The sequence below is a fragment of the Nitrosomonas sp. Nm58 genome (assembly GCF_900107335.1).
GTDB lineage: Bacteria > Pseudomonadota > Gammaproteobacteria > Burkholderiales > Nitrosomonadaceae > Nitrosomonas.
The window spans coordinates 77,420-103,870 of record NZ_FNPQ01000003.1; the positions used below are offsets into that span (position 1 = coordinate 77,420).

Consider the following 26,451-nt stretch of genomic DNA (forward strand, 5'->3'; position numbering starts at 1 on the left):
AGGCTAAATAGTGCTAGGACAACACTATTTAAATTCGCCCTTAATAATTATACTGACTTGGCGGAGTGGACGGGACTCGAACCCGCGACCCCCGGCGTGACAGGCCGGTATTCTAACCAACTGAACTACCACTCCTAACCTATAAAACCAATTCTTGCTCGCTGATTGGTGGGTGCTGACGGGATCGAACCGCCGACATTCGCCTTGTAAGGGCGACGCTCTACCAGCTGAGCTAAGCACCCCACCCTTGCCCCCTAAGGAGATGCTTAGTTTACCGCATCTTTGAGCGCTTTACCAGCGGTGAATTTGGGCACTTGGGCTGCTTTGATTTTTATGACTGCTCCAGTACGGGGATTGCGACCGGTACGGGCCGCTCTTTTTCCTACTTTAAAAGTGCCAAAGCCAACCAACGTGACACTTTCATTCTTTTTAAGCGCAGCTTTAATCGCAGATAGCGCTCCATTTAATGCATCTCCTGCAGATGCTTTAGAAATACCGGCAGACTCTGCGATGGCATCAATGAGATCAGATTTATTCATTTAATTCCCCTTTTGGGTTATTGATAGTTAAATCACAAACAGAAAGTCTTGCAGATGCCCTTATATCAAGCCATTCTCACCTGGTCAAGTCATTGCCTGAAAATTTCTTTTTTTGGGTATTTTCAACCACAAATCCACAAATATAGAGATAATCTCTTAAAGAGCAGCAAGTAAGAGCCAAGGAAACCAAACCCAAACTCGGCAAAATCTCATATTAAAAAATAAGTACCAATAGATTTTAAAAATACACATTTACTCAATGCGTCACAGTTCATTCCAAGCATCAATAATTAACCAAACTCTGTTTTTGGTTCACGGTCGAGAATTTTTTTAACAACCCTTTCAGCAGGCACGTCATCATAAATAATACTACACACCGCTTCTGTCACAGGCATCTCAATCTTTAAGCGCCGACTCATTTGCTCTGCCTCTCGCGCCGTATGCACCCCTTCTGCCACATGCCCGATTTTCTGTAAAATCTCAGGTAGCAATTGGCCAGCAGCCAGCATCATCCCTACTTGCCGGTTACGCGACATGTCGCCGGTACAAGTTAATATCAGATCGCCAATTCCAGCCAACCCCATAAATGTCTCTCTACACCCCCCTAACGCCACGCCCATACGCGTAATTTCTGCTAAACCACGAGTTATCAATGCAGCGCGCGCATTATTACCCAGCTTCAATCCATCAGAAATCCCTGCAGCTATAGCAATAACGTTTTTTATTGCTCCAGCCGTTTCCACACCAACCACATCGCTACTCGAATAAATACGTAAGTAGGCTGTGTGAATTTCACCAATAATATATTTAGAAAACGTATCGTCATCTGACGCCAATGTTAGTGCTGTAGGCAATCCCCGCGCCACTTCTTGTGCGAAGCTTGGGCCTGACAAAATACCATAAGGCGCTGTTGCAGAGTATACCTCCCGCACTACTTGATGGGGCAGCATTGCTGACTGTACCTCAAAACCCTTGCACCCAAGAATTACTGGTAATGCTCTACCTGTTCCTCTAATTTTCTGCAATAACTCACGCAATCCAGCAACAGGGATAGCCATCAGAATAAATTCAGCAGCTTTAACAGCAGAATCAAGCTCTGATGTCAATCTCAAGGAATCAGGCAAAAATAAACGGGGAAGATACCGCCGATTGACCCGATGCGATACAAGTTCAGCCAGTTGACCCGAATCTCTCGTCCACAATGTGACCTGATGACTTGCAGAAAGATTGATAGCCAATGCTGTGCCCCAAGCACCCGCACCCAATATTGCAATCTTCATGAGCCCCAGACCTGATTAGATCTGATATAACCAACTTGACCATCCCGGCGTCGTACTTTAACCCAACCAGCGATGTCGGAACTTAACCATTCTACAACCACATTCCTTTCGACCTGAAAAACAAGAGGTGAATGAACATCCGCTGACTGATATACATCAGCAAATGGAGCTGTCACAATTACAAAGCGCTTATCACTTAGGAATTTCTTCTCTATCCATGCAATCGCGCCACTACTGTCGCGTACTTTAACCCAACCTTCAACTTTTGCTACTACTTCTAGTGGCAAATGAAGGCTTGCCACATATAATTTTTCAGCATTCAGCGAGGGAGCGTCATACATTACGACAGCATTCTCCGAGATAGAGAAAAATTCTGTTTCTGTAGCTACACTCCAACGCGGAAAAACAAGCAAAAAAAACAGAAAGAAACTTCCGACCAAGCCCCTTCTTTGCACCAAGTAGACCTCCTTCTAGTGCACGCTTTCTGTTTCAGATGTTTTTTGACCCACCCCGATTTCTGATTCGGCCTGCTGTTTTTTCTGATGATAAATCGCCTCAAAATTGACGGGATTAAGGATAACTGGGAGAAAACCTGCGCGTGTCACGATATCCGATACAGTTTCGCGCAAATAAGGAAATAAGATATTTGGACATACGATACCCAACACAGGATTAATCTCATTTCCCGGCACGTTACGTATCCGAAAGATCCCTGCCTGGTGAGCCTCAACCAGAAACATGGTTTTCTCCTTAACTCGGGCAGTAACAGTGATCGTCAACATAACCTCGTATATATCCCCCTCAATACAGGCATCTTGAGTGCTCAACTGCAAGTTAATCTCAGGAACTTCCCGGTCAAGAAAAATATGCGGTGCATTTGGAATTTCAAGAGAAAGATCCTTGACATAAATTTTCTCAATAGCAAATACTGGCTGCTGCTCACTCATGTTAGATTCCAATTGGAATAATTGATAATAAAGATTATTAAATGATAAAACATCACTAAGAAATTAGGCTGATAGCAGTTTTATGACGCCTCCCTGCTGATCGAGTCGCGCAAGATCATCATAGCCTCCTATGTGCGTCTCCCCAATATAGATTTGGGGAACGGTTCGACGCCCAGTTTTTCTTATCATTTCAGCGCGCTGATCAGGATGCAAATCAACCCTGATCTTATCTATTTCCTCAACGCCCCTGGATCGCAATAATTTCTCTGCCATTGTACAGTAAGGGCAATAACCCGATACATACATGACCACCTTTGCCATATCCTCTTCCTACCTGTTTAGCGATTTTTTACCATTGGAAGATTTTCTCGTCGCCACGTATCGATCCCACCACTAAGATTGTAAACCTTCTTAAAGCCATTCTTACGCAAAACCGCACCAGCATGACCGGCACGCAACCCAGGTCGAAATATCACAACGATGGGTCTGTCCTTGAATTTCTCTAACTCATGCCAACTTTCATCTATCTTCTCAGAAGAAATATGTTTAGAATCAGGAAGATGCCCTTCAGCATACTCACTATCATCCCTAACATCAAGTATTAGTGCATTATCGTAATTAATAAACCTGATCGCTTGCTGAACATCTATTTCTTTGGCAGAGTTGCGTGAAATCATTGGCCATAACAGCATTCCACCACTCATAATAGCAGCAATAATGAAAAAAATATTTTCCTGTAAAAAGGTTGGTTCCATAGAAGTAAGCGCCCGTTTTAGTTTTGCCATTCGGCTTTTTTAATAACCTGTTATTTTAGCAAAGTATTCAAGAATCTCCATCTTTAAAAAAATCTGTCAGCGATGATAGCAAGACAACACTATAAGTCATCATGGAGATTCCGATAACCCTTAGAGCACCTTACGATATTGGATCCAAGATCTCCACTGAAACTTGCATACATATACATACATAGAGAGAGCGTTACCCAAACAGAAATACAACTATATTTTTTATATGATTACGAAATGATCTAATACAAACAACAAAAAATGAAGATCACTGCAACATGCTGCGTTCTTTGTCAAAATATAATAAAATTCTGGTACATCAGTCGCTTTTACAAACTACTAGCTTCTTCTTTTGAAGGTCAACATGAAAAAACTCGTTCTCCTGCGTCATGGAGAAAGCATTTGGAATAAGGAAAATCGTTTTACCGGCTGGACAGACGTAGATTTAACACCCAAGGGACTGGAAGAAGCCAGCTCTGCTGGCCGGCTTTTACGAGAAAATGGATTTATCTTTGATATTGCTTATACTTCAGTGCTAAAACGCGCCATACGTACGCTCTGGATCACACTTGATCAAATGGACCAGATGTGGGTTCCAATTAATCTTACCTGGCGACTGAATGAGCGGCATTACGGGGCTTTGCAAGGATTGAATAAAGCAGAAACAGCTACCCGCTACGGCGATAAGCAAGTCTTGCTATGGCGGCGCAGTTACGACATTCAGCCTCCAGCCCTTACAACTGATGATGAACGCTACCCTGGATTGGATCTTCGTTATAGCAACGTATCCAAACAGGACATCCCTCTGACCGAAAGCCTCAAAGATACGATTACTAGATTTTTACCTTTTTGGAACCAAACTATTGCACCTCAAGTCCAAGCGGGGCAACGAGCAATCATTGTGGCGCATGGTAATTCCTTGCGAGCACTCATCAAGTATCTTGATGATGTTTCAGATCAGGATATTCTTAACTACAACATACCTACGGGTATTCCCCTGATTTATGAGCTCGACGATAATTTAAAATCCATGCGCAGCTACTATCTCGGCAACTCAGCCGAAATTGAAGAAGCCACGTCAGCTGTAGCAAACCAGGCTAAAGCAAATGTTTAACTTAGCGTACCCTAGAAAATCTCGGATTCATATACATTTTGCACGATATTTGAAATAAACCATGTGTTACAGTGCAAGTGTTACACTGTGCAGAATCATGATGCTTCTTTTAGCTCTGATATGCACAGGCCAACTATATGCCAATCCCCAAGCGAGCAAAGAAAACTTAAAGCAATTACAAAATCGCATTAAAGCCTTACAACAAGATCTGGCCAACAAGGAAACATCTAAAACTGAAGCAGCAGATGCTCTACGCGACTCGGAACGTGCCATCAGCGAAACTAACCGAATCTTGGCTACGCTTGCTCAACAACAGATTGACGCCAATAGCAGTCTCGATCAATTACTGGATCAATCCAAACAAATTCAAAGCCAGATTAAAGTGCAGCAAGAGCAGCTCGGTAAAATGCTTTACTATCAATACCTAAAGGGACAGCAGGATTACATGCGGTTGCTACTCAGGCAGCAAGATCCCAATCAAATAGCACGCAATCTTCATTACTATGGATACCTAAAGCGAGCACGCTCTGAAAACATTGATACCCTACGTACTCAGCTTGAACGGCTAGACATATTAGCTGACGAGAGTCACATAAAAAGAGAAGAGATCGTAAAGATTCAAACTGAGCAGACCAACCGAAAGCATCAGCTGGAACAAGAAAAAAGCAAACGTGAAAAAATTCTTGCAAACCTCTCCGAAAAAATTACCCAGCAACAACAAGAAATCAGCAAACTCAAAAGTGATGAGCAACGCCTATCCAACCTGGTAAAAGAAATCAATAGACTACTCACTCAAAAAAAATCCTCCCCTCCTTCTGCTCATAAATCATCTCCATCCTCGCTTCATAACCGCTTGCTTCCTGATTCTTCTGTGAAGGGAAGTTCATTTGCATCGCTCAGAGGACAGCTACGATTACCGGTACGAGGGGAACTTGTCAATCGTTTTGACAGTCCACGGCAAGATGGAGGAATTAAATGGAAAGGATTATTTATTCGTTCCCAAAATGGTAATGAGGTAAAAGCCATAGCGAACGGACAAGTTGTATTTGCTGATTGGTTGCGTGGCTTTGGGAACCTTATGATTTTGGATCATGGCAATAACTACATGAGTCTTTATGGTTACAATGAAACTATCTACAAACGTGTTGGTGATCGGGTTCGGAGCGGCGACACGATTGCGACTGTAGGAAACAGCGGTGGTAATCGTGAATCGGGTTTATACTTTGAATTGCGACACCAGGGTAAACCATTTGACCCATTAACCTGGGTAAAAATAGAATGAAATTTATGGTAAAAATTGTAAAGTTGATAGGTGCGGAGAATACGTGATGCATAATTTTGTTAAAAAACTCAGTTTAGTCCTCTCCGGTGTTGCTGCCGGGGTGTTGATCAGTCTCAACTTTTCCGCTGTAGCCGATAAAGCGCTCCAAGCAGAGTTGCCTCCTCTCCCAATCGAAGAGTTACGTGCCTTTACACAGGTATTTGGTCGCATTAAAAGCGATTATGTGGAACCCGTCGAGGACAAAAAACTTATTACTGAAGCCATCAACGGCATGCTGGTTGGCTTGGATCCGCATTCTGCCTATCTGGATAGCGAGGAATACAAGGAACTACAAATTGGCACACAAGGCGAATTTGGTGGACTCGGTATCCAAGTTACCATGGAAGATGGTTTGGTCAAAGTCATTTCGCCGATTGAGGATACTCCCGCATTCCGGGTCGGCATCAAAACAGGTGATCTGATTATCAAACTGGATGATACCGCGGTTAAAGGCATGACACTCAACGAGGCTATCAAGCGCATGCGTGGTAAGCCTGACACCTCGATTACACTTACGATCGCTCGGGAAGGTGAAGCTGAACCCCTAGTATTCACATTAGTTCGCGCCATTATCAAAATCGAAAGCGTCAAAGCCAAGTTAATTGAGCCTGGTTACGGTTATTTACGTGTCACACAATTTCAAGAACATACAGGTGAAAATTTAGCTCAGGCGATTGAAAAATTATTCAAAGAAAGCAAAATTCCCATGAAAGGACTTGTGCTTGATTTACGAAATGATCCCGGCGGATTGCTAAACAGTGCTGTGGCCGTATCAGCCGCATTTCTTCCAACCAACGCACTCGTCGTCTATACAGAGGGGCGTACAAGCGATGCAAAAATGCGACTCATGGCTAGCCCTGAATATTACTTGCGTAATCCAGGTAAGGATTATTTAACAGGATTACCGTCGGAAATTAAAACGGTACCTATGATCACACTGGTAAACGGGGGCTCAGCCTCGGCCTCTGAAATTGTCGCAGGTGCCCTGCAGGATCACAAGCGCTCTGTCGTCATGGGTACCCAAACTTTTGGCAAAGGTTCAGTACAGACTATTCTTCCCCTTGGCAACAATACAGCAATCAAGCTGACAACAGCGCGTTACTACACACCTAACGGACAATCTATTCAGGCTAAGGGGATTACGCCGGATATAGTCGATGAAACGGATGATGCATCCCGGCAATTGCGTGAATCAGATCTTACCCGGCATCTGCGTAGTAACCAAAATGAGGGGAATAATGGAGATGATGTTACCCGCGCAAAAGAACCCAATGGATCTGAAGATAAACCCAAAAGTAAAAAATCTACAACTAAGAAAAAGAGTGCCCCCATGGAGTTTGGCTCGAGTGATGACCTTTTGCTCACCAAAGCCATTAAGCATCTAAAGGGAATTGAGGCAGATTCAAAAAGAAAGTCTACAAAAACTGCTAAAAAAGCAGCGAGTTCCTGAAATATAAAAAGCAATAGCTGAAAAAGTGAGGTGGGAGGGCCGTGAATGACAATCAGCTATTGCGTTATAGTCGCCATATTTTGCTGCCCCAAATCGATGTACGGGGACAAGAAAAGTTAACGCAATCAAGCGTCCTGATCATTGGGGCGGGGGGGCTTGGCTCACCCGCCGCGTTGTATCTTGCCGCCAGTGGTATCGGAAAAATCGTCATCTGCGATAAAGATAACGTCGATCTCACCAATCTACAAAGGCAAATCATTCACAACACCGACGCGATCGGCCTGCCCAAAACGGCTTCCGCCCGAAAAACCCTGCATCATATCAATCCAGAGATTGAAATCACGACCTTACAGAAACAGGTAACTGAAGAGGTTCTATTGCATCTGCTCTCTTCCGTTGATGCCGTGGTAGATGCCAGCGACAATTTTGTCACCCGCCATGCCATCAACCAAGCTTGTATCATTCAGAAAAAACCGCTGATCTCAGGTGCTGTTGTACGCTTTGACGGCCAAGTCTCGGTATTTGATCTGCGTTATGCCAACAGTCCTTGTTATCATTGTCTTTTTCCCGTTTCTGGCGAAGATGATGATCCCAATTGCGCTGTAATGGGCGTATTTGCACCCCTGGCCGGTATCATAGGCTGCACTCAGGCAGCAGAAACGATCAAGGTTTTGCTGGGCATAGGCGAAACGCTTAATGGTCGTTTGCTGATACTTGATGGGCTGACCATGAAATGGCGAACAATCAACTTAAAAAAAGATCCTGCATGCGAAGCATGCAACTGCAGCGCAGCAAGAAAAACCTACTGAAAGCTGGCAAATTAGTTTACGTGTCACCACACCACCCACTCATTGCATATGAAATTGTAACGATGCCAATCGCGCATAGAGCTCACTGGTTGCCATCAACTCCGCATGTGTGCCGAGTGCTTCTAAATATCCATGATTGAGGACTGCGATCCTATCTGCTGATTTTACAGTACTCAAACGATGCGCAATCGCTATCGTGGTACGGTGTGCCATCAATTGAGACAGCGCCTGTTGTACCCAGTATTCACTTTCCGCATCCAACGCACTGGTTGCTTCATCCAACAACAAAATCGGCGCACCGGCCAGAATCGCACGGGCAATGGCAATTCGCTGCTTCTGCCCGCCTGACAATCCCAATCCTGTATCACCCAAATGTGTTTGATACCCTTCGGGAAGACTAACGATAAACTCATGTGCAAAGGCTGCTTTGGCGGCGGCTTCCACTTCCGCATCCGTTGCGTCCTGGCAGGCATAGCGAAGGTTGTCGCTGATACTGCCATAAAACAAGACCGGATTTTGTGAGACCAGCGCAAAACAAGCTCGTAAGGCTGTGATTTCCAACTGACGGATATCGATACCTTCCAGCCTTATGCCACCAGATTGAGGATCAAAGAAACGTAATAGCAAATCAAACAAGGTCGACTTTCCTGCTCCGGATGGACCGACCAAAGCTAACATCTCACCTGCCCTAATAGTCAGTGACAATTCGTTGATAGCAAGCACCTCAGGACGGGAAGGATAAGCAAAACACAATCGTTCTATTTCGATGCGCCCCGTTAAGACCGGCAAAGATTTCGGGCTTGCTGGAGACACTATTTCACTGGGAGCAGACAATAACTCCACGGTACGTTCAGCGGCACCCGCAGCGCGCTGAAGCTCTCCCAGCACTTCCGAGATCGAGCCTACTGCAGAACCCACGATAATGCTGTAAAAAATAAATGCCGCCAATTCACCGCCACTAATCTGCCCTGCAATCACATCCATCCCGCCCACCCAAAGCATCAAACCGACTGCGCCGAACACCAACATGATGACCACGGTAATCAGCATGGCACGCTGAGTGGTGCGTTGCTTGGCTATGGCAAAGGCATCTTCGACATATCGATGAAAGATATCTTTATCGATCTCCTGATGGTTATAGGCTTGCACGGTCTTTATCTGCCCCAGAATCTCTCCAATGTAGGCGCCCACTATTGCAATTCTGTCCTGGCTTTGACGGGACAGACGCCGCACCCTGCGGCCAAACACCAAAATAGGCGCCACCACCAGCGGTACGCTGATCAACACCAGCGCTGTCAATTTGGTATTGGTTATAAATAACCAGACAATTCCACCGATCAGCATCACGAGATTGCGCAAGGCGACAGAAACGGATGAGCCAATAACGGATTGCAGCAAGGTCATATCCGCAGTCAGGCGCGATTGAATCTCGAGGCTGCGATTATTCTCAAAAAAACCAGGATGCAAATTGATCAAATGATCGAATACCTTACAGCGAATGTCAGCTACCACACGCTCACCCAGCCAGGTCACCCAGTAGTAGCGAGTAAAGGTCCCCACAGCAAGCGCGACAATGAGCAAAATAAAAATAACCATATACTGCGTCAGCAGCTCAATTGATTGGGTCGCCAAGCCACGATCGATCAATAACCGGATGCCTTGCCCGATCGAAAGCATAATCGTTGCTGTAAATAAGAGCGCCACTAGGCTGAAAGCGACTTGCCGTTTGTAGGGTGCAATAAAGGTCACCACCTTTCTGGCTTTCTGCCAGCTATCGCGCAGGGCATGCAACATCTTAATCATTTGAAGAAAATCGGTAAGAAATAAAGTGAGCTAATCAGCTTTCGGATAACACAGATATAATCATAGATAATGGACTTATCGGCGGCACCATACCAGCTAGAATACTGAATCCGCCTATTTAATGGTTGTACAACATATCATCTGCAAACACCAGTAAATTAATCACTACTCACAATCATACAAGTTAATGTTTCATTCCATACTCGCCATCTGCATTGGTGCATCGCTGGGCGCCGTACTACGCTGGTTTCTTGGAATTTCGTTCAATGCGCTGTTTCCAGCCATTCCACCGGGAACCCTCTTCGCCAATCTCATCGGCGGTTATCTGATCGGAGTGGCGCTTGCTCTATTTGCCAATCATCCCGAACTGGCGCCCGAGTGGCGCTTATTCATCATCACCGGTTTCCTGGGTGGACTCACCACTTTCTCCACCTTTTCTGCAGAAATAGTGACACTCATTCAACAGGGGCGGCTACTCTGGGCAGCCGGCGCCATCGGCTTACATGTGATGGGATCATTGTTGATGACGATGCTCGGGCTAGCGACGATTTCACTGTTCAGGAACGCCTAAATTCAAGGAAACAAGATTATGCGCGGCTATCAATTAACTTTTCTTACCCAGCAGTCCCGCCAACATGGTGGTTTACCCTTAGGCGAGTGGTTATTGCAGGAAGCGCGTAAACTTGGCATCAGGGGGGCCACCTTGTTTGTCGCAGCCGAAGGATTTGGTCATGACGGCAAGCTGCATTCAGCACATTTCTTTGAGCTGAGTGATCAACCCATTGAAGTCACAATGGCGCTCAGTGCAGCAGATGTTGAGCGCATGCTCACCCGGCTACGCGAAGAAGGAATCAATGTCTTCTTCATCAAAACACCTATTGAATATGGCATGAGCGGAGAAAACTGACGGAATATTATCCTTTCTCTGGAGCGGATCCAGCGTCATTGAATCTTTATTCATGTTAAAACGTTGCCTAATGAAAGCCGCTCTTTTACCGAGCGCTGGCAATCTTTTCGTTACAAAAATGTCACAAAAATAACATCTTCATCGTTTATAACTCCTTGCTCCCTATTCCTATTTGAAGTGAGGACAGATATGAGCGATAAAGATAACAATAGCGTGGAAAGCGATCATGGGGATGAACCCATGAGCAATCATTCGGACAATCCCCATTTTTCAACCCTCCTTGAGAAAAGATTGTCACGCCGGCAAATGCTGACCGGTAGTCTGAGTATAGCAGTGGCAGGCATGTTCGGTTTACCAGAGTTAACGACTCAGGCCGAGGCAGCATCAAGCGCCTCAATCGCCACAAAATTCACACAATCACCTAACCCGCCATTTGTATTGAACCCTACTTTAGGTTTCAATGCCATCCCCATCACGCGCTCTGATACCGTTACTATCCCACTTGGCTATAAAGCACAAACCGTGATTCCTTGGGGCACCCCCATTACCGGCAGTTACCCTGCTTATGCTCCGGATGCATCCAACTCCGGTGCTGATCAGGAACAGCAAGTCGGCGCGCATCACGATGGGATGCATTATTTTCCATTTGAAGATAACCCCAACACTCATGGTTTGCTGACTGTCAATCATGAATACGTCGACCAAAATGTGCTGCATACCCATGGCCCCAGCCTGATCGCTGGACAACGTCCAGCTGATGAAGTCAGCAAGGAAATTGCCGCACATGGTGTCAGCATCGTCGAAATCAGTAAAGACACAGACGGTAACTGGCGGATCATCAATGGACTTTATAACCGCCGCATCACCGCAGGCACACCCATGGAAATCAGAGGCCCCGTTCGCGGCAGCGATCTGGTCAAAACCAAGTATAGTCCTGCTGGAATCGAAGCACGCGGTACTATCAACAACTGTGGTAGTGGTTATACCCCTTGGGGAACTTACCTGACCTGCGAAGAAAATTGGGCGGGCTATTTTGTTAATCGGGCCAGTCTTCCCAGAGAACACAGTCGCTATGGAGTCAGTACCCATAATGGCCGTTACCGCTGGGAAACTGCACAAAGTGGCGCTGATGAGCACATTCGCTTCGACATATCGGTAAAAGGAAGCAGTGCAAACGAGGATTATCGGAACGAAGCCAATGGACACGGCTGGATTGTGGAAATCGATCCATTCAATCCCAACAGCAAGCCCATCAAGCGTACCGCCATGGGTCGATTTGCCCATGAAGGTTGCTGGGTCGCACCGCCACAACTCGGCCAGCCAGTCGTTTTCTACTCGGGTGACGATGCGCAAAATGAGTATATTTACAAATTCGTCACCAAGGCTCGCTACAGCAAAGAGATCAATGGGGATATTCTGGATGAAGGCATTCTGTATGCAGCCCGCTTTAACGATGATGGTACGGGAGAATGGCTCGCGCTGGATATCAATGATCCGTATTTTCATGCCATGTCACTCAGCAAGAGTGTTTTCTTCATGGATCAAGCCGATGTCCTAGTCAATACCCGCTTGGCAGCCGATGTGGTAGGCGCAACCAAAATGGATCGGCCAGAATGGGGTACGGTGCATCCGCAAACCTGTGAAGTCTACATGACCCTGACCAACAACAGCAGCCGCAGTGCAGGTACCATTGATGCCGCCAATCCACGGGCCCCCAATCCTTATGGCCATATCATCCGCTGGCGCGAGGAAGGCAATCGCCCCTGGGCAACCCAATTCACTTGGGATATTTTCGTGCTGGCTGGCCCTGAAACTGACAGTCAGATTCTGCCAGAGCAAGGCGGCCTCGCCTTGACTCAGGATAATATCTTTGCCAGTCCAGATGGTCTCTGGATTGATCAAAATGGCATTCTCTGGATTCAGACCGACATGAGCGGCTCACAACAAAGTAGCGGTCCTTTTGGCAACAACCAGATGCTGGCCGCCCATCCCTTTACCGGCGAAATCAAACGTTTCTTGGTGGGACCACAGGACTGTGAGGTAACTGGTATCACCTCAACCCCCGATGGCAAATCCTTGTTTGTCAACTTGCAACACCCTGGAGACCGATCCGGCGCAAACAGCTTTACCAGTAACTGGCCGGATAATGGCAAAGTCTTCAGACATCCCGGCGAGCCAGCTGTAGTGGTTAATCCCAGCGGCGCGCGTCCACGTTCCGCCACAGTAGTCGTATCCCGTGAAGATGGCGGTGTAGTAGGCATGTAAGCATTGCTAGCAGCAAATGATGGCAGAATCAGATTAGCATGGCCTTGATTCTGCCTGCCGCTATCCCAGCTGTGGTGTGCAATGTTGCTTTCAGGGAGGACGAATCAAAGAGGCCAGTTGGTCGGACTAATTGGCAATTGGGCCATAGGCACCACTTGGTGTGATTTTTCTCACAGATGATCCAATCTGGATCAGTTATCTTGTAATCATCATCGGTCACTTGCAATCTATAGCACACAAGCTGGATCAAGAGAGATGATGACGTACTACCAACCAAAGCTTGCGTCTCCTCTAAGGGTTATGACGCATTTATTGATGAAAAACTAACGAAAAGAGAAAAAAATGGCATTTTCAACTCCCCCTAACAATAAAGCGTTCAAATCTGCTCCTATACTCAATCCAGGCAATGTCAATGTTGCTACAGCAAAAGCAATTGCTAAGCTGACCAATCCTCTCGCTGACGCGGTGAAAGAAGATCATAATCCAGACTCAAAATCATTGGAAATGCCGTCGGGATCAGGGATTTGTTCAGCATGCATTGCAGCGGAAATGATAGAGCTGCTGTATTGGATGGCTATTCTGCGTGGCGTGCCTCTAGCAGATATTACTGGTGCCAACGCAGATATATCATCAGTTATCGAAGAAGTTTCGCTGGCGTATTCCAGGGCGCTTGAGGATAACCTATCCGCTGGCCGTATTCAGTGAGGTGTGCCTTGCCAAGAAAAGATTACATGACAAAGGATATAGGCCTCCTCTCATCAGCCAATTCTCCGTCCGCAGCATTCCTTGGGTGCCCAGACTAACGTGAGTAACGCACAGCTCGATGACAGCAATTATTGAGGCGGCATTTCATAATCTGCGGTCAGCATTTCCAGCAGATGGCCATTCTGATCACAGAAATAAACTCCGCGCCCACCATAATTATGATTGATTGTCATATTCTCGGCCTCGCCGGGGCCGCTGCCATATTTGAGCTTTTCCGCTTGCAGGCGCGCAAATATTTCATCAAATTCCTGCTCGGAAACCTTAAATGCATAATGATGGGATTCAAATTTCTCCCTGTTATCAAAATCCAGACACAGCGTATCATTCACGCGCACCACGATGAAACGAGAAAAATTACCCAAATATTCAAAGCCAAATAGTCTGCAATAAAGCGCTGCGGATGCCTGCTTATCAAAACACGGAACAATAGTATGGTTGAGTGTAATCGTCATAACGCGCTCCTTTCACAAGAGATTTAACCGGGAAGCCTTCCAGGTTAGAATTTCTCCTTTAGAATATCACCAATTCTGCGTCAACAACGAAAGAAGCACCATCGCTCAGGCGGTAATGTTCAATTACGCAACTCAAAAAACACCTTTCTTTAAAAAGTTGGAATGCTCTTGGCGCTAAAAAAAGGTTGTAATCGCCGTTAATAAAAACATGACTACTTTAATCCCTAGCTACTCTAGCTGCGTTTCCCGCATGACTGCCGGCGAAAGACGTTTCGCTCAGCGTCTGGAAACAAAGCTGGAAGACGATTACCTTTGTTGGTATGACATCCCTATCGGTCAATCGATGAGGCATCCGGATTTTATTGTGCTGCACCCCAAACGTGGCTTGCTGATTCTGGAAATCAAGGACTGGAAACGGGATAGCATCCAGGTCATTACCAAAACGGATGTGACTTTGCTTATGCCCGAAGGATTGATACACAAGCGCAATCCGCTTGAACAAGCTCGTCAATATGCTCAGGCAGTGGCCGATATGCTGCAAAGAGATCCGCAACTGGTTTTTAGCAATGGCCGGATGCAGGGTCAGCTCCTCTTCCCCTGGACGTATGGAGTGGTGCTCCCCAATATCAGCCGCAAGCAGTTTGAAAGCACTGATTTAGGTGAAGTATTGGAACCCCGCCGTGTCATCTGTCAGGATGAAATGGTTGAATCGGTGGAGATGGAAGTGTTCCAGAAACGCTTGTGGGATATGTTTACCGTGAGTGGTTATGGCAATCTGAGCCTGCCGCAGATGGATCGGATACGCTGGCATATGTTCCCGGAAATCCGGATACCCGAAAAACAGGACGAGCTATTGAACAGTGCTACAGAACCGGTTGGCGAGCTACCGGATATTTTACAAGTCATGGATTTACAGCAGGAACAACTTGCGCGCAGCCTTGGCGAAGGTCATCGAGTTATCCACGGGGTGGCGGGCTCTGGTAAGACGCTGATTCTCGGCTACCGCGCAAAATATCTTGCCAAGGTTTGCGCTAAACCGATTCTGATACTTTGCTATAACAGGATACTTGCCAAACGCCTTGAACATTGGATACAGCAAAAAGAAATCGGCAGCAAAGTCAATGTCCATACTTTCCATGCCTGGTGTCGTCGCCAGCTCACGACTTATCACGTTGACTTACCTGAAGGAAATGGCGAGCGCGATGGTTATTGGGATGACATGGTGAATCGGCTCATCCGCGCGGTAGATAACAAACTCATTCCTTCTGGACAGTACGAAGCAGTGTTAATCGATGAAGGCCATGATTTTCGTCCGGAATGGCTCAAGCTGGTAGTCCAAATGGTAGATGCACGCACGAATTCACTGCTGGTTCTGTATGATGACGTTCAATCCATTTACCACACAAAAGAAAAACGCCACTTCAGCTTTAAGAGCGTGGGCATCCAGGCACAAGGGCGAACCACCATACTCAAAATCAACTACCGCAATACCCAGGAAATTCTTCAATTTGCGGGTCAATTTGCCAGACAGTTGCTCACGCCCACCGAAACAGACGAAGACAGTGCACCGAGGCTGATGCCGGTTTCTGCCGGACGCCAAGGTCCTAAACCATTGCTGATCAAGCTCCCCAGTCTTCAGGAACAAGCAAGATACATCACTAAGCAACTGAAAGCGGCCCATCAAGACGGCATGCCCTGGAAGGAGATGGCGATTCTTTATCGTCACTGGGATCCCGTAGGCAAGACTATCAATAATGCGCTTACTGGTGCAGGAATTCCCTTTAGCTGGAAAGACACTATTCAATTTAGCGAAAAGCAGAACACCGTCAGACTGCTCACTTTTCACAGCAGCAAAGGACTGGAATTTCCACTGGTCGCCATTCCCGCGGCAAACATGCAAGCTGACGCAGACACGAGTAATGAAGAAGAAGCATGCCTGTTATATGTTGCCATGACACGCGCAACACGCAAACTGATTGTGCTCGATAGCGCAAACTAAGGATAACCTCAGGCGGTTGCGTCCTGCATCGCTTCAGGTTTCCGCAAAGGAGCCTGGCAAAGCCGGTTTTGATTTAGAATGTAAATGAGCCATGCACTTTCAAATGTGCTTCTTTATGTGTAAAACTTTTTTCACGGCTGGCTAGAAAACCGTTCCAGTCGCATAGTTACCAATATGCTGTTCGGTCTAAGTCTCTGTCGAAGACCAGCATTGACGCAGTCTGGCGGTTCGACAAACTCCCGCAAGCGGTAATGATTCTACCAGGCGGATGACTTTTCATTAGGGGGAAGTAGCTAATGGGAGAGGAAAAGAAAAAAATCACGGTCTATTACGATGGCGCCTGCCCGGCTTGCATCAAGGATCGGCAAAATTATGAAAAACTGGCAGGCAAAGGGGGTGAGGACGTATGCTGGTTCGATATTACCGGGCAGGACGCCCACCTGCATGATATCGGCATCGATCCGCACAAAGCCTTGAGCGAACTGCATGTTCACGATGAACACCAGCGGATCGTTTCTGAACTGGATGCTTATATTGTGCTGATGGCCCGGGTGCCGCTACTCAAACCGCTCGCCTGGTTAATCGGTCTGCCAGTGATTCGGCCCTTGCTGTCGCGGCTCTATCACTGGATGGTCAATCGCCGCTTGAAAAAAAGTGGACGCCTGCAAATGGATGAAAAGCGGCATTTCCAGAGTAAAGACGGCGTCACGCTCACCTACCGGCGATGGACACCCGCACAAAATGAAAAAAGCATGCCTCTCGTGCTGCTGCATGGTGCTGCTAGCAACTCCAGCCGCTGGTGGTATTTCACTCAGCACAGCCGCCTAGCAGCCGGCCGGCTGCTGCTGCGCCCGGATCTGCGCGGTCACGGCGAATCGATTTGGCGTGGCCCGGCACACATCGAGAAATGGTGTCAAGATATCGCTGAGTTGCTGCAGCACGAGCAGCAATCGCGCGCGATTATCGTCGGTCACTGCCTCGGCGCCAACATCGCGCTCAACTTTGCCGCGCGCTATCCCGATCGCTGCGCTGGACTGGTGCTGATCGAACCGATGGCCCCTGAAGCTGTCACTGGCGTGCTCGCCCGGCTGCGGCCATTCATTCCGCTGCTGCGTGTTGCCGTAGCGCTGATCAAACTATTCAACTGGCTCGGCTTCTATCGGCGCCAGCTCGGCACGCTGGACCTGCAGGTGCTGGATCGCCGCGTGCATCAAGCAGGCCCAGACGAGTTGAAAACAATGCTGGCAGACTATGGCAAACCCAAGCATGACCTCAAGGTGATTCCGACCGCGCAGTACCTTAACAACCTGATCGAAATCATGCGCCCCTTGCCCGTTGCTGAGGTGCGTTGCCCTGCCCTCGTCATCCAGTCAGGCGGGCTCAGCATCACCGACCCAAAGCGCACCCAAGTCCTGCTGCAGCAATTACCGCAAGTAGAATTTGCCACAGTCGACTCTGAACACTGGTTGCCCGCCACCCATCCTGATGAACTGTGCGAGCTGATTGATCGCTGGGTGTTGAAGAATCGCATTTGAATATCCGTATTGAATATAGCCTGCTTGACTCATGCGTTGCCAAGTGCTCAAATCGGCACTCCTTGAATGAACATAACCATGCAGCAACCCTATGAACCTTGCAGAACAGCAATTCCTCAACGATCTCGACAAACGCCTGTGGACCATGGCCAACAAGTTGCTGCCCATGCTCGATGCTGCTGTCTACAAGCATGTCGTGCTCGGCCTCATTTTCCTCAAATACGTATCGGATGCGTTCAAGGAACGCCGCGCGGAGCTGCAAGCCGCGTTTGCCGATCCGAACCATGACTACTACCTGGGCGATGACGGTGCGGAGCTGATCGAGCAGGAGCTCGAAGCCCGTGACTACTACACCGAGAAGAACGTGTTCTGGGTGCCGGCGCTGGCGCGTTGGGATTTCCTGCAGGCCCATGCCAAGGTTGCGGTCGGCACCGTGCTCCAGGTCAAAAACGGCAAGACCTCCGACTACAAATTCAACGGCATCGGCCGCCTGCTCGACGACGCACTCGAAGCGGTGGAAAAGGAAAACCCCAAGCTCAAGGGCGTGCTGGAAAAAGACTACGCCCGCAAACAGATCGACACCGCGCTACCGGGTCTGATCGACCTCATCGCGGAAATCCCCTTTAAGCACGGCACGCTCCACGCCAAGGATATCCTCGGCCACGTCTACGAATACTTCCTCGGCGAGTTCGCCATGGCCGAGGGCAAGAAGGGCGGGCAATACTACACCCCCAAGAGCATTGTCACGCTGATCGTCGAAATGCTCGAGCCCTACCAGGGCCGCGTGTACGATCCCTGCTGCGGCTCCGGCGGTTTCTTCGTGCAATCGGAAAAATTCGTCGAAGAACACGGCGGCCGCATCGGCCAGATCGCCGTCTACGGGCAGGAATCCAACCCCACCACCTGGCGCCTGGCCTCGATGAACATGGCCATCCGCGGCATGGACTTCGACTTCGGCAAAGAACCGGCCAACACCTTCAGCCGCGACCAGCACCCCGACCTGCGCGCCGACTACATCATGGCCAATCCGCCGTTCAACATGAAGGAGTGGAACACCGGCGTGAAAAACGACGACCCGCGCTGGCAATACGGCATCCCGCCCGGGGGCAACGCCAACTTTGCCTGGATGCAGCACATGATCCACCACCTGGCGCCGCATGGCAGCATGGCCCTGCTGCTCGCCAACGGCTCCATGAGCAGCAACACCAACAACGAAGGTGAAATCCGCAAGGCGCTCATCGAAGCCGACTTGGTCGAATGCATGGTCGCGCTGCCCGGCCAGCTGTTCACCAACACCCAAATCCCCGCCTGCATCTGGTTCCTCACCAAGAACAAATCCCCCTCTCCCTCCGGGAGAGGGGCTAGGGGTGAGGGTGCAGGGGCAAGAACGCGCGACCGCCGCGGCGCAACCCTGTTCATCGACGCGCGCAACCTCGGCTACATGAAAGACCGCGTGCTGCGCGACTTCGCGCCCGAAGACATCCGCAAGATCGCCAACACCTTCCACACCTGGCGCACTACCCCCCCTCTCCCTCTGGGAGAGGGCTGGGGTGAGGGCCAAGGTGAGGGCCAAAGCGAGGGCCGGAATAAGGGCCGAGGAAAGAACCAAGGAGAAAGTCGGAGTGAAGAGAAAAAACTACCGAAATACCTGCTGGAAAACGCCCGCGAGCTGCGAAAAAACCAGACCGATGCGGAATCCCTCCTCTGGCAGCTCATTCGCGACCGGCAGATTGCCGACTGCAAATTCCGCCGCCAGCATCCTGTTGCGCCTTATATCCTCGATTTCTATTGCCATGAAAAGAAACTCGCCATAGAACTGGATGGAGGTCAACACAATACCGAGTCAGCAATCGGTCAAGATCATAAAAGAACAGAATTTCTGGCATCCCAAGGCATAACCGTTCTGCGCTTCTGGAATAATGACGTCTTACAAAATACAGAAGCGGTATTGCAGAAAATCTATGACACCCTGAGCCCTCACCCCAACCCTCTCCCAAAAGGAGAGGGCGCAATACACCCTTCTCCCGCTGGGAGAAGGTGGCCCGAAGGGCCGGATGAGGGAAAAGACCAAGACACCTACCAAGACATCCCCGGCTTCTGCAAATCCGTCACGCTGGCTGAAATCAGAAAGCACGATTACGTACTCACCCCCGGTCGCTACGTCGGTGCAGCGGAGCAAGAAGCCGATGGCGAACCGTTTGAGGACAAGATGGCGCGGCTCACCGCGCAGCTGAACGAGCAGTTCACCGAAAGCGCGCGGCTGGAAACGGTGATACGTGAGAATTTGGCGAGGTTGGGTTATGGATTATAAAGAATACCCATTCGGTGAACTTGTCGAAAAATGGATAGATAACAGAGGCAAAACACCTCCGTTAGCAGATTCTGGTATACCACTTTTAGAGGTAAAACATTTGCCTGAAAGCGGTATTTATCCACTATTGGAGGGAACCAAGTTTGTTTCAAAAGAAACTTATAAATCATGGTTTCGTGCTTATCTGCAACCTATGGATATATTGTTCTCAACTGTAGGGACAACAGCTCGCGTAACACTAACACCGGATTTCCCAATAGTTGCTATTGCACAGAACGTGCTGGGGATTCGATTTAAAGAGGAATTAGTAGACCCTGTATATATGTTTTACTACATGCGTGGCAAACAGTTCCAGCACGACATAGAAGCGCGTCTGGTAACTACTGTACAAGCTAGTATTAAACGGGCAGACATGGTTGGTATTCCAGTATCTTTACCAACAAAAGATACTCAGAGAAGTATTGCTGAAAAAGCAATTTCGTTTGACAAAAAGATCGAACTCAATCGCCGCATGAACGAAACGCTGGAAGCTATCGCGCGGGCGATCTTCAAGTCCTGGTTCGTCGACTTCGACCCCGTTCGCGCCAAAGCCCAGGGCGAGTCGCCCGAATCCATCTGCCGCCGCTTACGGCTCACCCCCGACCTCCTCGCCCTCTTCCCCGACCGTTTCGTCGATTCCGAACTCGGCGAGATTCCGGAGGGGTGGGAGGTGAAGCCATTCTCAGAAATAGTCCAAATCATCGGAGGCGGTACTCCAAAAACCTCCGTAGCCGGGTATTGGGGGGGTGACATCTCTTGGTTTTCCGTTGTTGATGCTCCGGCAGAGAGTGATGTTTTTGTCATTGATACGGAAAAAAAGATTACGCAAGCCGGCCTGGATAACTCATCAGCAAGAATACTTTCGGTGGGAACAACCATAATCTCAGCCCGTGGTACAGTTGGAAAGGTTGCATTGGTAGGCATGCCAATGGCCATGAACCAATCCTGCTATGGTTTGCGTGGCCTTGATGGTAGTACATTTTTTACCTATTACGCCACTCGTGAACTGGTCGCAACACTCAAGCAACATAGCCATGGAGCGGTGTTCGACACAATTACCAGGGATACGTTTGCTGGTGTGCACGTCGTCACGTTCCAAGCCGTAGCGACCGCGTTTGAGGCTGTGATTGCTCCCCTAATGGGAAAGATAAAAGCTAATAGCACTCAAAGACGTACTTTGGCAGAGTTACGCGATGCGCTTCTCCCCAAACTCCTTTCTGACGAACTGCGCGTGCCAGAAACCGTAGATACCGTTTAAAAACGCTACGCTCGTTACGTGTCGTTCTGGGCCTGATGCTTATTTAGGCACTAACCAAGTACTATGGACAAAGATTACATAACTTATTGTATAAGAATATATTTTTCATTTAGTTGCAAACCCTGAGCTAGTATGACATGACCGAAAACGACCTCGAACAACTCGCCCTAACCTGGTTCCAGGACACCGGCTGGGAATACCGACACGGCCCGGACATCGCGCCGGATGGTGATACACCCGAGCGCGCCGATTACCGGCAGGTGTTGTTACCGAGGCGCTTGTTCGATGCACTACGCCGGTTGAATCCGGCTGTGCCGGATACGGTGCTGGAAGAGGTGTTGCATCGGGTTGCCACACTGCACGAACCCTCGCTGATCCAGAGCAACCGCGGCTTTCATGAGGCGCTGATCGATGGGTTACCTGTCATCGTCGAACAGCAGGGCGAAAAACGCGGCGACCGCGTGCGCTTGATCGATTTTGCGCAGCCGCAACAAAACCAGTTTCTGGTGGTGAACCAGTATACGGCGCAGGGAACCAAACAGCCGCGCCGGCCTGATCTGGTGTGCTTCATCAACGGCCTGCCGATTGCGGTGATCGAGCTCAAGAACCCGGCGGCTGAGCAGGCGGATATCTGGGCGGCCTTCAATCAGCTCGAAACTTACAAGGCTGAGATCGCAGATCTGTTCATGTTCAACGAGGCGCGGGTGATTTCCGACGGGCTGCATGCGCGCGTGGGCTCGCTCACCGCCGACCGCGAGCGCTTTCTGCCCTGGCGCACGATCCGCAACGAGAATGACCGGCCGTTGCTGGAGTTCGAATTGGAGAAGGTGGTGCGTGGCTTCTTCTCGCCCGAGCTGCTGTTGGATTATCTGCGTTATTTCATTCTTTATGAGCAGACCGACGATGGCCTAATCAAGAAGATCGCGGGCTACCACCAATTCCATGCGGTACGGGAGGCGGTACGAGTCACGGTGATTGCCGCCACGCAGCCACAGGTCGAGCAAAACACGCAGCGACAGGAACGCGCCACCTATGGCAAGCAGGTGGTGCCCGGTTCGCGCAAGGGCGGCATTGTCTGGCACACCCAGGGCTCGGGCAAGAGCATTTCCATGGTGTGCTTTACCGGCAAACTGATGCAGCAGCCGGAAATGCAGAACCCCACCATTGTCGTCGTCACCGACCGCAACGATCTGGACGGGCAGTTGTATCAGACTTTTGTCGGTGCGCGCTCATTGTTGAAGGAAACGCCGCAGCAGGCAGAAAACCGCGAGCAATTGCGGGCGTTGCTGGCAGGGCGGCCATCCGGTGGCATCATTTTCACCACGGTACAGAAGTTTTCCCCAGAGAAAGACGAAGACCAATTCCCGTGCCTGACCGAGCGCACCAACATTGTGGTGATTGCCGATGAGGCACACCGTTCGCAGTATGGCTTTCGCGCGGTGCTCGACAAGCAGTCCGGCCAATACAAATACGGTTTTGCCAAGCACCTGCGCGATGCCCTGCCCTACGCCACCTTTGTCGGCTTTACCGGCACGCCGGTGGAGACGGATGACAAGGATACGCGCGCGGTGTTCGGTGATTACGTCAGTATCTACGACATCCAGGATGCGGTGGATGATGGCGCCACGGTGCCGATTTACTACGAAAGCCGCCTGGCCAGGCTGGATATCAATCAGGCGGAGATCGAACAACTCAGCGACAAAGTCGAGGAAATCTTCGAGGACGAAGAGAGTATCGCGCTGCGCGAGGCGGCCAAGACCAAGTGGGCCGCGTTGGAGAAGCTGGTCGGCGCTGAACCGCGTATCCAGCAAGTCGCGGTCGATATCGTGCAGCACTTCGAAGCGCGCAATGCAGCAGTAGAGGGCAAAGGCATGATCGTAGCCATGAGCCGCGAGATTTGCGTTCACCTCTATAACGCTATCGTGGCGCTGCGACCGGAATGGCATAGCCCTGACCCGGCGCAAGGGGCAATCAAGGTGATCATGACCGGCTCGGCAGCCGATAGCGAACTGATGCAGCCCCACATCTACAATGCCGCCGCCAAAAAGCAACTGGAAAAGCGCTTCAAGCACCCCAAAGACCCGCTCAAGCTGGTGATTGTGCGCGACATGTGGCTCACCGGTTTCGACGTGCCGTGCCTACATACCCTATATGTGGACAAGCCGATGCGCGACCACAACCTGATGCAGGCCATCGCCCGCGTGAACCGCGTGTTCCGCGACAAGGAGGGCGGACTGGTGGTGGACTACATCGGCATCGCCGCCGAACTGCGCCGAGCCCTCAAGATCTATACCGACAGCCGTGGCAAGGGCCAGCCCACTTTGGATGCCGCCGAAGCCTTGGCCAAGCTCAAGGAATTGATGGAAGTAGCGCGTAGCCTGCTGCATGGCTTCGACTATGCCTCTTATCGCACTCAGGCGACAAGCTTGCTGCTGCCCGCCGCCAATTTTGTACTGGGACTGGAAGACGGCAAGAAACGCTGGGCTGACGTGGTGCTGGCCATCACTAAAGCCTTCTCCCTGTGCGGAACGCTGGACGAGGCGATGGAACTACGCGAAGAAATCGCCTTTTTCCAGGCCATCAAAAGCGTGATCGCCAAGGCCACTGAAACCGACAAAAAGCTGTCGGAAGATCGCAAGCATGCGGTGCTCAAGCAGATTCTGGACAACGCGGTAATCGCCGAGGGCGTCGAGGATATTTTCAAGTTGGCGGGACTGGAACGGCCGGACATTGGCATCCTGTCCGATGGTTTTCTGGAAGAAGTGCGCAATGTGCCGCAGCGCAACTTTGCCGTCGAGCTGCTGCAAAAACTGCTCAATGACGAAATCAAATCCCGCAGCAGAGCCAACGTGATTCTGGAGAAGAAATTCAGCGACCGCCTGCAGGAAGCGTTGAATCGCTATCGTAACCGGGCCATTGAAAGCGCTCAGGTGATCGAAGAATTGATTCAGATGGCCAGGGAATTCCGCGAAGCAACCAAGCGCGGCGAGAATCTGGGACTGAATCAATCCGAGTTGGCTTTCTATGACGCTCTAGCCGACAACGAAAGCGCGGCACGTGAGCTGGGCGACGACATCCTGAAAAAAATCGCACACGAACTCACCGAAAAGTTGCGCCACAGTACCACGGTTGACTGGCAAAAGCGCGAAAGCGTCCGCGCGCGATTGCGCAATCTGGTGCGCATCACCTTGCGCCGCTACAAATATCCACCCGATAAACAAGAAGATGCCATCAAGCTAGTGCTGGCACAGGCAGAGCGGTTGTCTGACGAGTGGACGAAGTAGGTATCAACAATGGTGTTTTAGTACCCTAATCAGTATTCAATGATTAGGAATAAGATAGGGTGCCACCTTGCGCACTATCTTGAATATATACTCATCGTACTTCAAAATTCAGCATCAATACCTTCTCCCGCTGGGAGAAGGTTGGGTGAGGGATTATGAAAACCGAATTTTGAAGTACGATGCATATAAGTGACGGTTTGTTGAATGAGACCTAACTTATAACCAGCATAACCTCAACACGATTCCGACAGTCCAGAACTTCGGCCACCCCCTTGAGATCATGCCTTTCATGCTAATAAATCGTGTTTACTTCCCTGCTTCACAGGGCTGGCGCAGCATCTTTCTGACCGCATCAGCATGCATCTCTTCTGCCACAATCTGGCTGCGCGCATATTCTTCCAGCAAGATCGACTTGCCCTGGGCCAGTTCCAGCAATTGATAATAGCGCTCCAGCGACTGGCTTTCATGTACAAGAGATTCCTGCAGGATGTCGCCAACGGGAACTGAGCAGACTAAGTCGGTATCATGCGTATGCGTCTCCAGCAATGAACCGATGGCAAGCGAGGGATGTCCTCCCAACAGAGTAACCAATTCACCTGCCTTTCGCGCATGCAACAAGCCTTCCTCTGCTTGTTTGTTTAGCCACTCGACAATGGGAATGCGATTATAACCATACACCATCAAGGCGTAGTGGGTATAACGCACCACGCCGGCCAGTTCGAGTTCCATGATCTGATTCAGTAATGCGACTGCTTTATCTTTATCGAGACTCATGTGTTCCTCCTTTCAGCTCTGAAGTTATGAGAACCGAAGTTTTAATAAAACTTCGGTTTATATGAGACTCCTTTTCTCGTTGCTGCGTTCCATCCACCTTGCGCTGGAAGCGCCTGCCCCGATTCCTTCACAACCTCTTTGTTAAAAAGCCAGCGTGGCGCGGTTGATTCGGCCTTACAGTTTGTCCGCGTGGCTGCTGAGATATTCTGCCACCCCTTCAGGACTCGCTTTCATGCCGGGTTGACCACTTTTCCAGCCAGCCGGACAAACTTCGCCATGTTCCTCATGGAAACGCAATGCGTCGACCATGCGCAGCATCTCGTCGACATCGCGCCCCAACGGCAAATCATTGACCACCTGATGACGCACGATACCCTGCCTGTCAATCAGGAAAGAGCCGCGCAGCGCAACATGACCAGGATGGGTTACGCCATAAGCATTCATCACCTCGCCGCCCAGATCGGCCACCAGCGTAATATCGATCGGACCGAGTCCACCTTTGGTGATGGGGGTGTTACGCCAGGCGTAATGCGTGAAATGGGAATCGACTGAGACGCCGATTACTTCCACATTACGCTGCTGAAAATCTTTTGCTCGATGAGAATGTGCGATGATTTCCGATGGGCAGACAAAGGTAAAATCCAAGGGGTAGAAAAACAGCACTGCATATTTGTTACGAATATGCGTATAAAGATTGAAATTTTCATCGAAACTGCCATTAGGCAACACAGCAGGTTTAGTAAAATCAGGTGCAGGTCGCGTGACGAGTACAGTCATAGTATTTCCTTTCTAGTTGAGTAAATTTGATTTGGTA

The 26,451-nt window shown here is 49.4% G+C and carries 23 protein-coding genes and 2 tRNA genes; 13 read left to right on the forward strand and 12 right to left on the reverse strand.

The genetic code is table 11. The annotated features are described in order from the left end of the window. Positions 1-58: 58 nt before the first annotated feature. The 8 genes from BLW34_RS02765 to BLW34_RS02800 form a co-directional block, all read right to left on the reverse strand. Positions 59-135, reverse strand: a tRNA-Asp gene (locus BLW34_RS02765). Positions 136-166: 31 nt separating this feature from the next. Then, a tRNA-Val gene (locus BLW34_RS02770) sits at positions 167-242 on the reverse strand. Positions 243-266: 24 nt separating this feature from the next. Then, the gene (locus BLW34_RS02775) at positions 267-539 is read right to left on the reverse strand and encodes an HU family DNA-binding protein (RefSeq protein ID WP_090542286.1); all 273 of its coding nucleotides are present in this window, start codon (positions 537-539) and stop codon (positions 267-269) included. A 290-nt stretch (positions 540-829) separates the two neighbouring features. Continuing rightward, positions 830-1,819, reverse strand: a complete 990-nt coding sequence (locus BLW34_RS02780; RefSeq protein ID WP_090575286.1) for an NAD(P)H-dependent glycerol-3-phosphate dehydrogenase — start codon at positions 1,817-1,819, stop codon at positions 830-832. Continuing rightward, complete coding sequence (locus tag BLW34_RS02785; protein ID WP_256203545.1) at positions 1,816-2,274, reverse strand: SH3 domain-containing protein; 459 nt, start codon at positions 2,272-2,274, stop codon at positions 1,816-1,818. The genes BLW34_RS02780 and BLW34_RS02785 overlap by 4 nt, the downstream gene beginning before the upstream one ends. Positions 2,275-2,289: 15 nt before the next feature. Beyond that, positions 2,290-2,766 carry a protein-export chaperone SecB gene (secB, locus tag BLW34_RS02790; protein WP_090542282.1) on the reverse strand — a complete coding sequence of 159 codons (477 nt, stop codon included), beginning with the start codon at positions 2,764-2,766 and terminating at the stop codon, positions 2,290-2,292. 63 nt (positions 2,767-2,829) lie between these two features. After that, entirely contained in the window at positions 2,830-3,087 is a 258-nt protein-coding gene (grxC, locus tag BLW34_RS02795; RefSeq protein ID WP_090575289.1) for a glutaredoxin 3, read from the reverse strand. 17 nt (positions 3,088-3,104) lie between these two features. Then, positions 3,105-3,551 (reverse strand): rhodanese-like domain-containing protein, encoded by a 447-nt coding sequence (locus tag BLW34_RS02800; protein WP_090575292.1) that lies wholly within the window; start codon positions 3,549-3,551, stop codon positions 3,105-3,107. 364 nt (positions 3,552-3,915) lie between these two features. On the opposite strand from BLW34_RS02800, the gene gpmA reads away from it, so the two are divergent. The 4 genes from gpmA (at position 3,916) to BLW34_RS02820 (ending at position 8,245) form a co-directional block, all read left to right on the forward strand. Then, the gene (gene gpmA / locus BLW34_RS02805; protein WP_090575295.1) at positions 3,916-4,665 is read left to right on the forward strand and encodes a 2,3-diphosphoglycerate-dependent phosphoglycerate mutase; all 750 of its coding nucleotides are present in this window, start codon (positions 3,916-3,918) and stop codon (positions 4,663-4,665) included. Positions 4,666-4,762: 97 nt separating this feature from the next. Continuing rightward, entirely contained in the window at positions 4,763-5,947 is a 1,185-nt protein-coding gene (locus BLW34_RS02810; protein ID WP_256203542.1) for a murein hydrolase activator EnvC family protein, read from the forward strand. Positions 5,948-5,993: 46 nt separating this feature from the next. After that, positions 5,994-7,436: a S41 family peptidase gene (locus BLW34_RS02815; protein ID WP_090575301.1), complete on the forward strand. Its 1,443-nt coding sequence runs from the start codon at positions 5,994-5,996 to the stop codon at positions 7,434-7,436. Positions 7,437-7,477: 41 nt separating this feature from the next. After that, on the forward strand, positions 7,478-8,245 hold the full coding sequence (locus BLW34_RS02820) for a HesA/MoeB/ThiF family protein (RefSeq protein ID WP_090575303.1): 768 nt from the start codon (positions 7,478-7,480) through the stop codon (positions 8,243-8,245). 39 nt (positions 8,246-8,284) lie between these two features. Here BLW34_RS02820 and BLW34_RS02825 read toward each other — a convergent pair whose 3' ends face one another. Next, complete coding sequence (locus tag BLW34_RS02825) at positions 8,285-10,048, reverse strand: ABC transporter transmembrane domain-containing protein (protein WP_090575307.1); 1,764 nt, start codon at positions 10,046-10,048, stop codon at positions 8,285-8,287. A gap of 187 nt (positions 10,049-10,235) precedes the next feature. On the opposite strand from BLW34_RS02825, the gene crcB reads away from it, so the two are divergent. The 4 genes from crcB (at position 10,236) to BLW34_RS02845 (ending at position 13,925) form a co-directional block, all read left to right on the forward strand. Continuing rightward, a complete protein-coding gene (crcB, locus tag BLW34_RS02830; RefSeq protein ID WP_090575310.1) occupies positions 10,236-10,619 on the forward strand; it encodes a fluoride efflux transporter CrcB in 384 nt (127 codons plus the stop codon). Positions 10,620-10,637: 18 nt separating this feature from the next. Then, on the forward strand, positions 10,638-10,955 hold the full coding sequence (locus BLW34_RS02835; RefSeq protein WP_090575313.1) for a DUF190 domain-containing protein: 318 nt from the start codon (positions 10,638-10,640) through the stop codon (positions 10,953-10,955). A 189-nt stretch (positions 10,956-11,144) separates the two neighbouring features. Beyond that, complete coding sequence (locus BLW34_RS02840; protein ID WP_090575316.1) at positions 11,145-13,220, forward strand: PhoX family protein; 2,076 nt, start codon at positions 11,145-11,147, stop codon at positions 13,218-13,220. 342 nt (positions 13,221-13,562) lie between these two features. Continuing rightward, positions 13,563-13,925: a hypothetical protein gene (locus BLW34_RS02845; RefSeq protein ID WP_090575319.1), complete on the forward strand. Its 363-nt coding sequence runs from the start codon at positions 13,563-13,565 to the stop codon at positions 13,923-13,925. Positions 13,926-14,053: 128 nt separating this feature from the next. On the opposite strand, the gene BLW34_RS02850 is transcribed toward BLW34_RS02845, so the two are convergent. Further along, a complete protein-coding gene (locus BLW34_RS02850) occupies positions 14,054-14,437 on the reverse strand; it encodes a VOC family protein (RefSeq protein WP_090575322.1) in 384 nt (127 codons plus the stop codon). 250 nt (positions 14,438-14,687) lie between these two features. On the opposite strand from BLW34_RS02850, the gene BLW34_RS02855 reads away from it, so the two are divergent. The 5 genes from BLW34_RS02855 (at position 14,688) to BLW34_RS02875 (ending at position 24,863) form a co-directional block, all read left to right on the forward strand. Continuing rightward, positions 14,688-16,436 carry a DEAD/DEAH box helicase gene (locus tag BLW34_RS02855; RefSeq protein ID WP_090575325.1) on the forward strand — a complete coding sequence of 583 codons (1,749 nt, stop codon included), beginning with the start codon at positions 14,688-14,690 and terminating at the stop codon, positions 16,434-16,436. A 296-nt stretch (positions 16,437-16,732) separates the two neighbouring features. Then, positions 16,733-17,971, forward strand: a complete 1,239-nt coding sequence (locus BLW34_RS16000) for an alpha/beta fold hydrolase (protein WP_177165937.1) — start codon at positions 16,733-16,735, stop codon at positions 17,969-17,971. A 91-nt stretch (positions 17,972-18,062) separates the two neighbouring features. Next, positions 18,063-20,282: an N-6 DNA methylase gene (locus BLW34_RS16740; RefSeq protein ID WP_090575328.1), complete on the forward strand. Its 2,220-nt coding sequence runs from the start codon at positions 18,063-18,065 to the stop codon at positions 20,280-20,282. Beyond that, entirely contained in the window at positions 20,272-21,579 is a 1,308-nt protein-coding gene (locus tag BLW34_RS02870; protein ID WP_090575331.1) for a restriction endonuclease subunit S, read from the forward strand. Before BLW34_RS16740 ends, BLW34_RS02870 begins: the two co-directional genes overlap by 11 nt. Before the next feature lie 137 nt (positions 21,580-21,716). Then, a complete protein-coding gene (locus tag BLW34_RS02875) occupies positions 21,717-24,863 on the forward strand; it encodes a type I restriction endonuclease subunit R (protein ID WP_090575334.1) in 3,147 nt (1,048 codons plus the stop codon). Between the two features lie 306 nt (positions 24,864-25,169). Here the strand turns inward: BLW34_RS02875 and BLW34_RS02880 are convergent, their stop codons facing one another. Further along, entirely contained in the window at positions 25,170-25,637 is a 468-nt protein-coding gene (locus BLW34_RS02880) for a ferritin-like domain-containing protein (protein WP_090575337.1), read from the reverse strand. A gap of 174 nt (positions 25,638-25,811) precedes the next feature. Next, a complete protein-coding gene (locus tag BLW34_RS02885; protein ID WP_090542178.1) occupies positions 25,812-26,414 on the reverse strand; it encodes a peroxiredoxin in 603 nt (200 codons plus the stop codon). Positions 26,415-26,451: the final 37 nt, after the last annotated feature.

Bases quoted from the DNA above. Each gene is read 5' to 3' on its own strand.
- BLW34_RS02840 (WP_090575316.1), top strand. From the start codon at position 11,145: ATGAGCGATAAAGATAACAATAGCGTGGAAAGCGATCATGGGGATGAA.
- BLW34_RS02825 (WP_090575307.1), bottom strand. From the start codon at position 10,048: ATGATTAAGATGTTGCATGCCCTGCGCGATAGCTGGCAGAAAGCCAGA.
- BLW34_RS02870 (WP_090575331.1), top strand. From the start codon at position 20,272: ATGGATTATAAAGAATACCCATTCGGTGAACTTGTCGAAAAATGGATA.
- BLW34_RS02780 (WP_090575286.1), bottom strand. From the start codon at position 1,819: ATGAAGATTGCAATATTGGGTGCGGGTGCTTGGGGCACAGCATTGGCT.
- BLW34_RS02845 (WP_090575319.1), top strand. From the start codon at position 13,563: ATGGCATTTTCAACTCCCCCTAACAATAAAGCGTTCAAATCTGCTCCT.
- BLW34_RS02885 (WP_090542178.1), bottom strand. From the start codon at position 26,414: ATGACTGTACTCGTCACGCGACCTGCACCTGATTTTACTAAACCTGCT.
- secB (WP_090542282.1), bottom strand. From the start codon at position 2,766: ATGAGTGAGCAGCAGCCAGTATTTGCTATTGAGAAAATTTATGTCAAG.
- grxC (WP_090575289.1), bottom strand. From the start codon at position 3,087: ATGGCAAAGGTGGTCATGTATGTATCGGGTTATTGCCCTTACTGTACA.
- BLW34_RS02855 (WP_090575325.1), top strand. From the start codon at position 14,688: ATGACTGCCGGCGAAAGACGTTTCGCTCAGCGTCTGGAAACAAAGCTG.
- BLW34_RS02815 (WP_090575301.1), top strand. From the start codon at position 5,994: ATGCATAATTTTGTTAAAAAACTCAGTTTAGTCCTCTCCGGTGTTGCT.
- BLW34_RS02875 (WP_090575334.1), top strand. From the start codon at position 21,717: ATGACCGAAAACGACCTCGAACAACTCGCCCTAACCTGGTTCCAGGAC.
- BLW34_RS02800 (WP_090575292.1), bottom strand. From the start codon at position 3,551: ATGGCAAAACTAAAACGGGCGCTTACTTCTATGGAACCAACCTTTTTA.
- BLW34_RS02810 (WP_256203542.1), top strand. From the start codon at position 4,763: ATGATGCTTCTTTTAGCTCTGATATGCACAGGCCAACTATATGCCAAT.
- BLW34_RS02850 (WP_090575322.1), bottom strand. From the start codon at position 14,437: ATGACGATTACACTCAACCATACTATTGTTCCGTGTTTTGATAAGCAG.
- BLW34_RS02835 (WP_090575313.1), top strand. From the start codon at position 10,638: ATGCGCGGCTATCAATTAACTTTTCTTACCCAGCAGTCCCGCCAACAT.
- BLW34_RS02880 (WP_090575337.1), bottom strand. From the start codon at position 25,637: ATGAGTCTCGATAAAGATAAAGCAGTCGCATTACTGAATCAGATCATG.
- BLW34_RS02775 (WP_090542286.1), bottom strand. From the start codon at position 539: ATGAATAAATCTGATCTCATTGATGCCATCGCAGAGTCTGCCGGTATT.
- BLW34_RS16740 (WP_090575328.1), top strand. From the start codon at position 18,063: ATGAACCTTGCAGAACAGCAATTCCTCAACGATCTCGACAAACGCCTG.
- BLW34_RS16000 (WP_177165937.1), top strand. From the start codon at position 16,733: ATGGGAGAGGAAAAGAAAAAAATCACGGTCTATTACGATGGCGCCTGC.
- crcB (WP_090575310.1), top strand. From the start codon at position 10,236: ATGTTTCATTCCATACTCGCCATCTGCATTGGTGCATCGCTGGGCGCC.
- gpmA (WP_090575295.1), top strand. From the start codon at position 3,916: ATGAAAAAACTCGTTCTCCTGCGTCATGGAGAAAGCATTTGGAATAAG.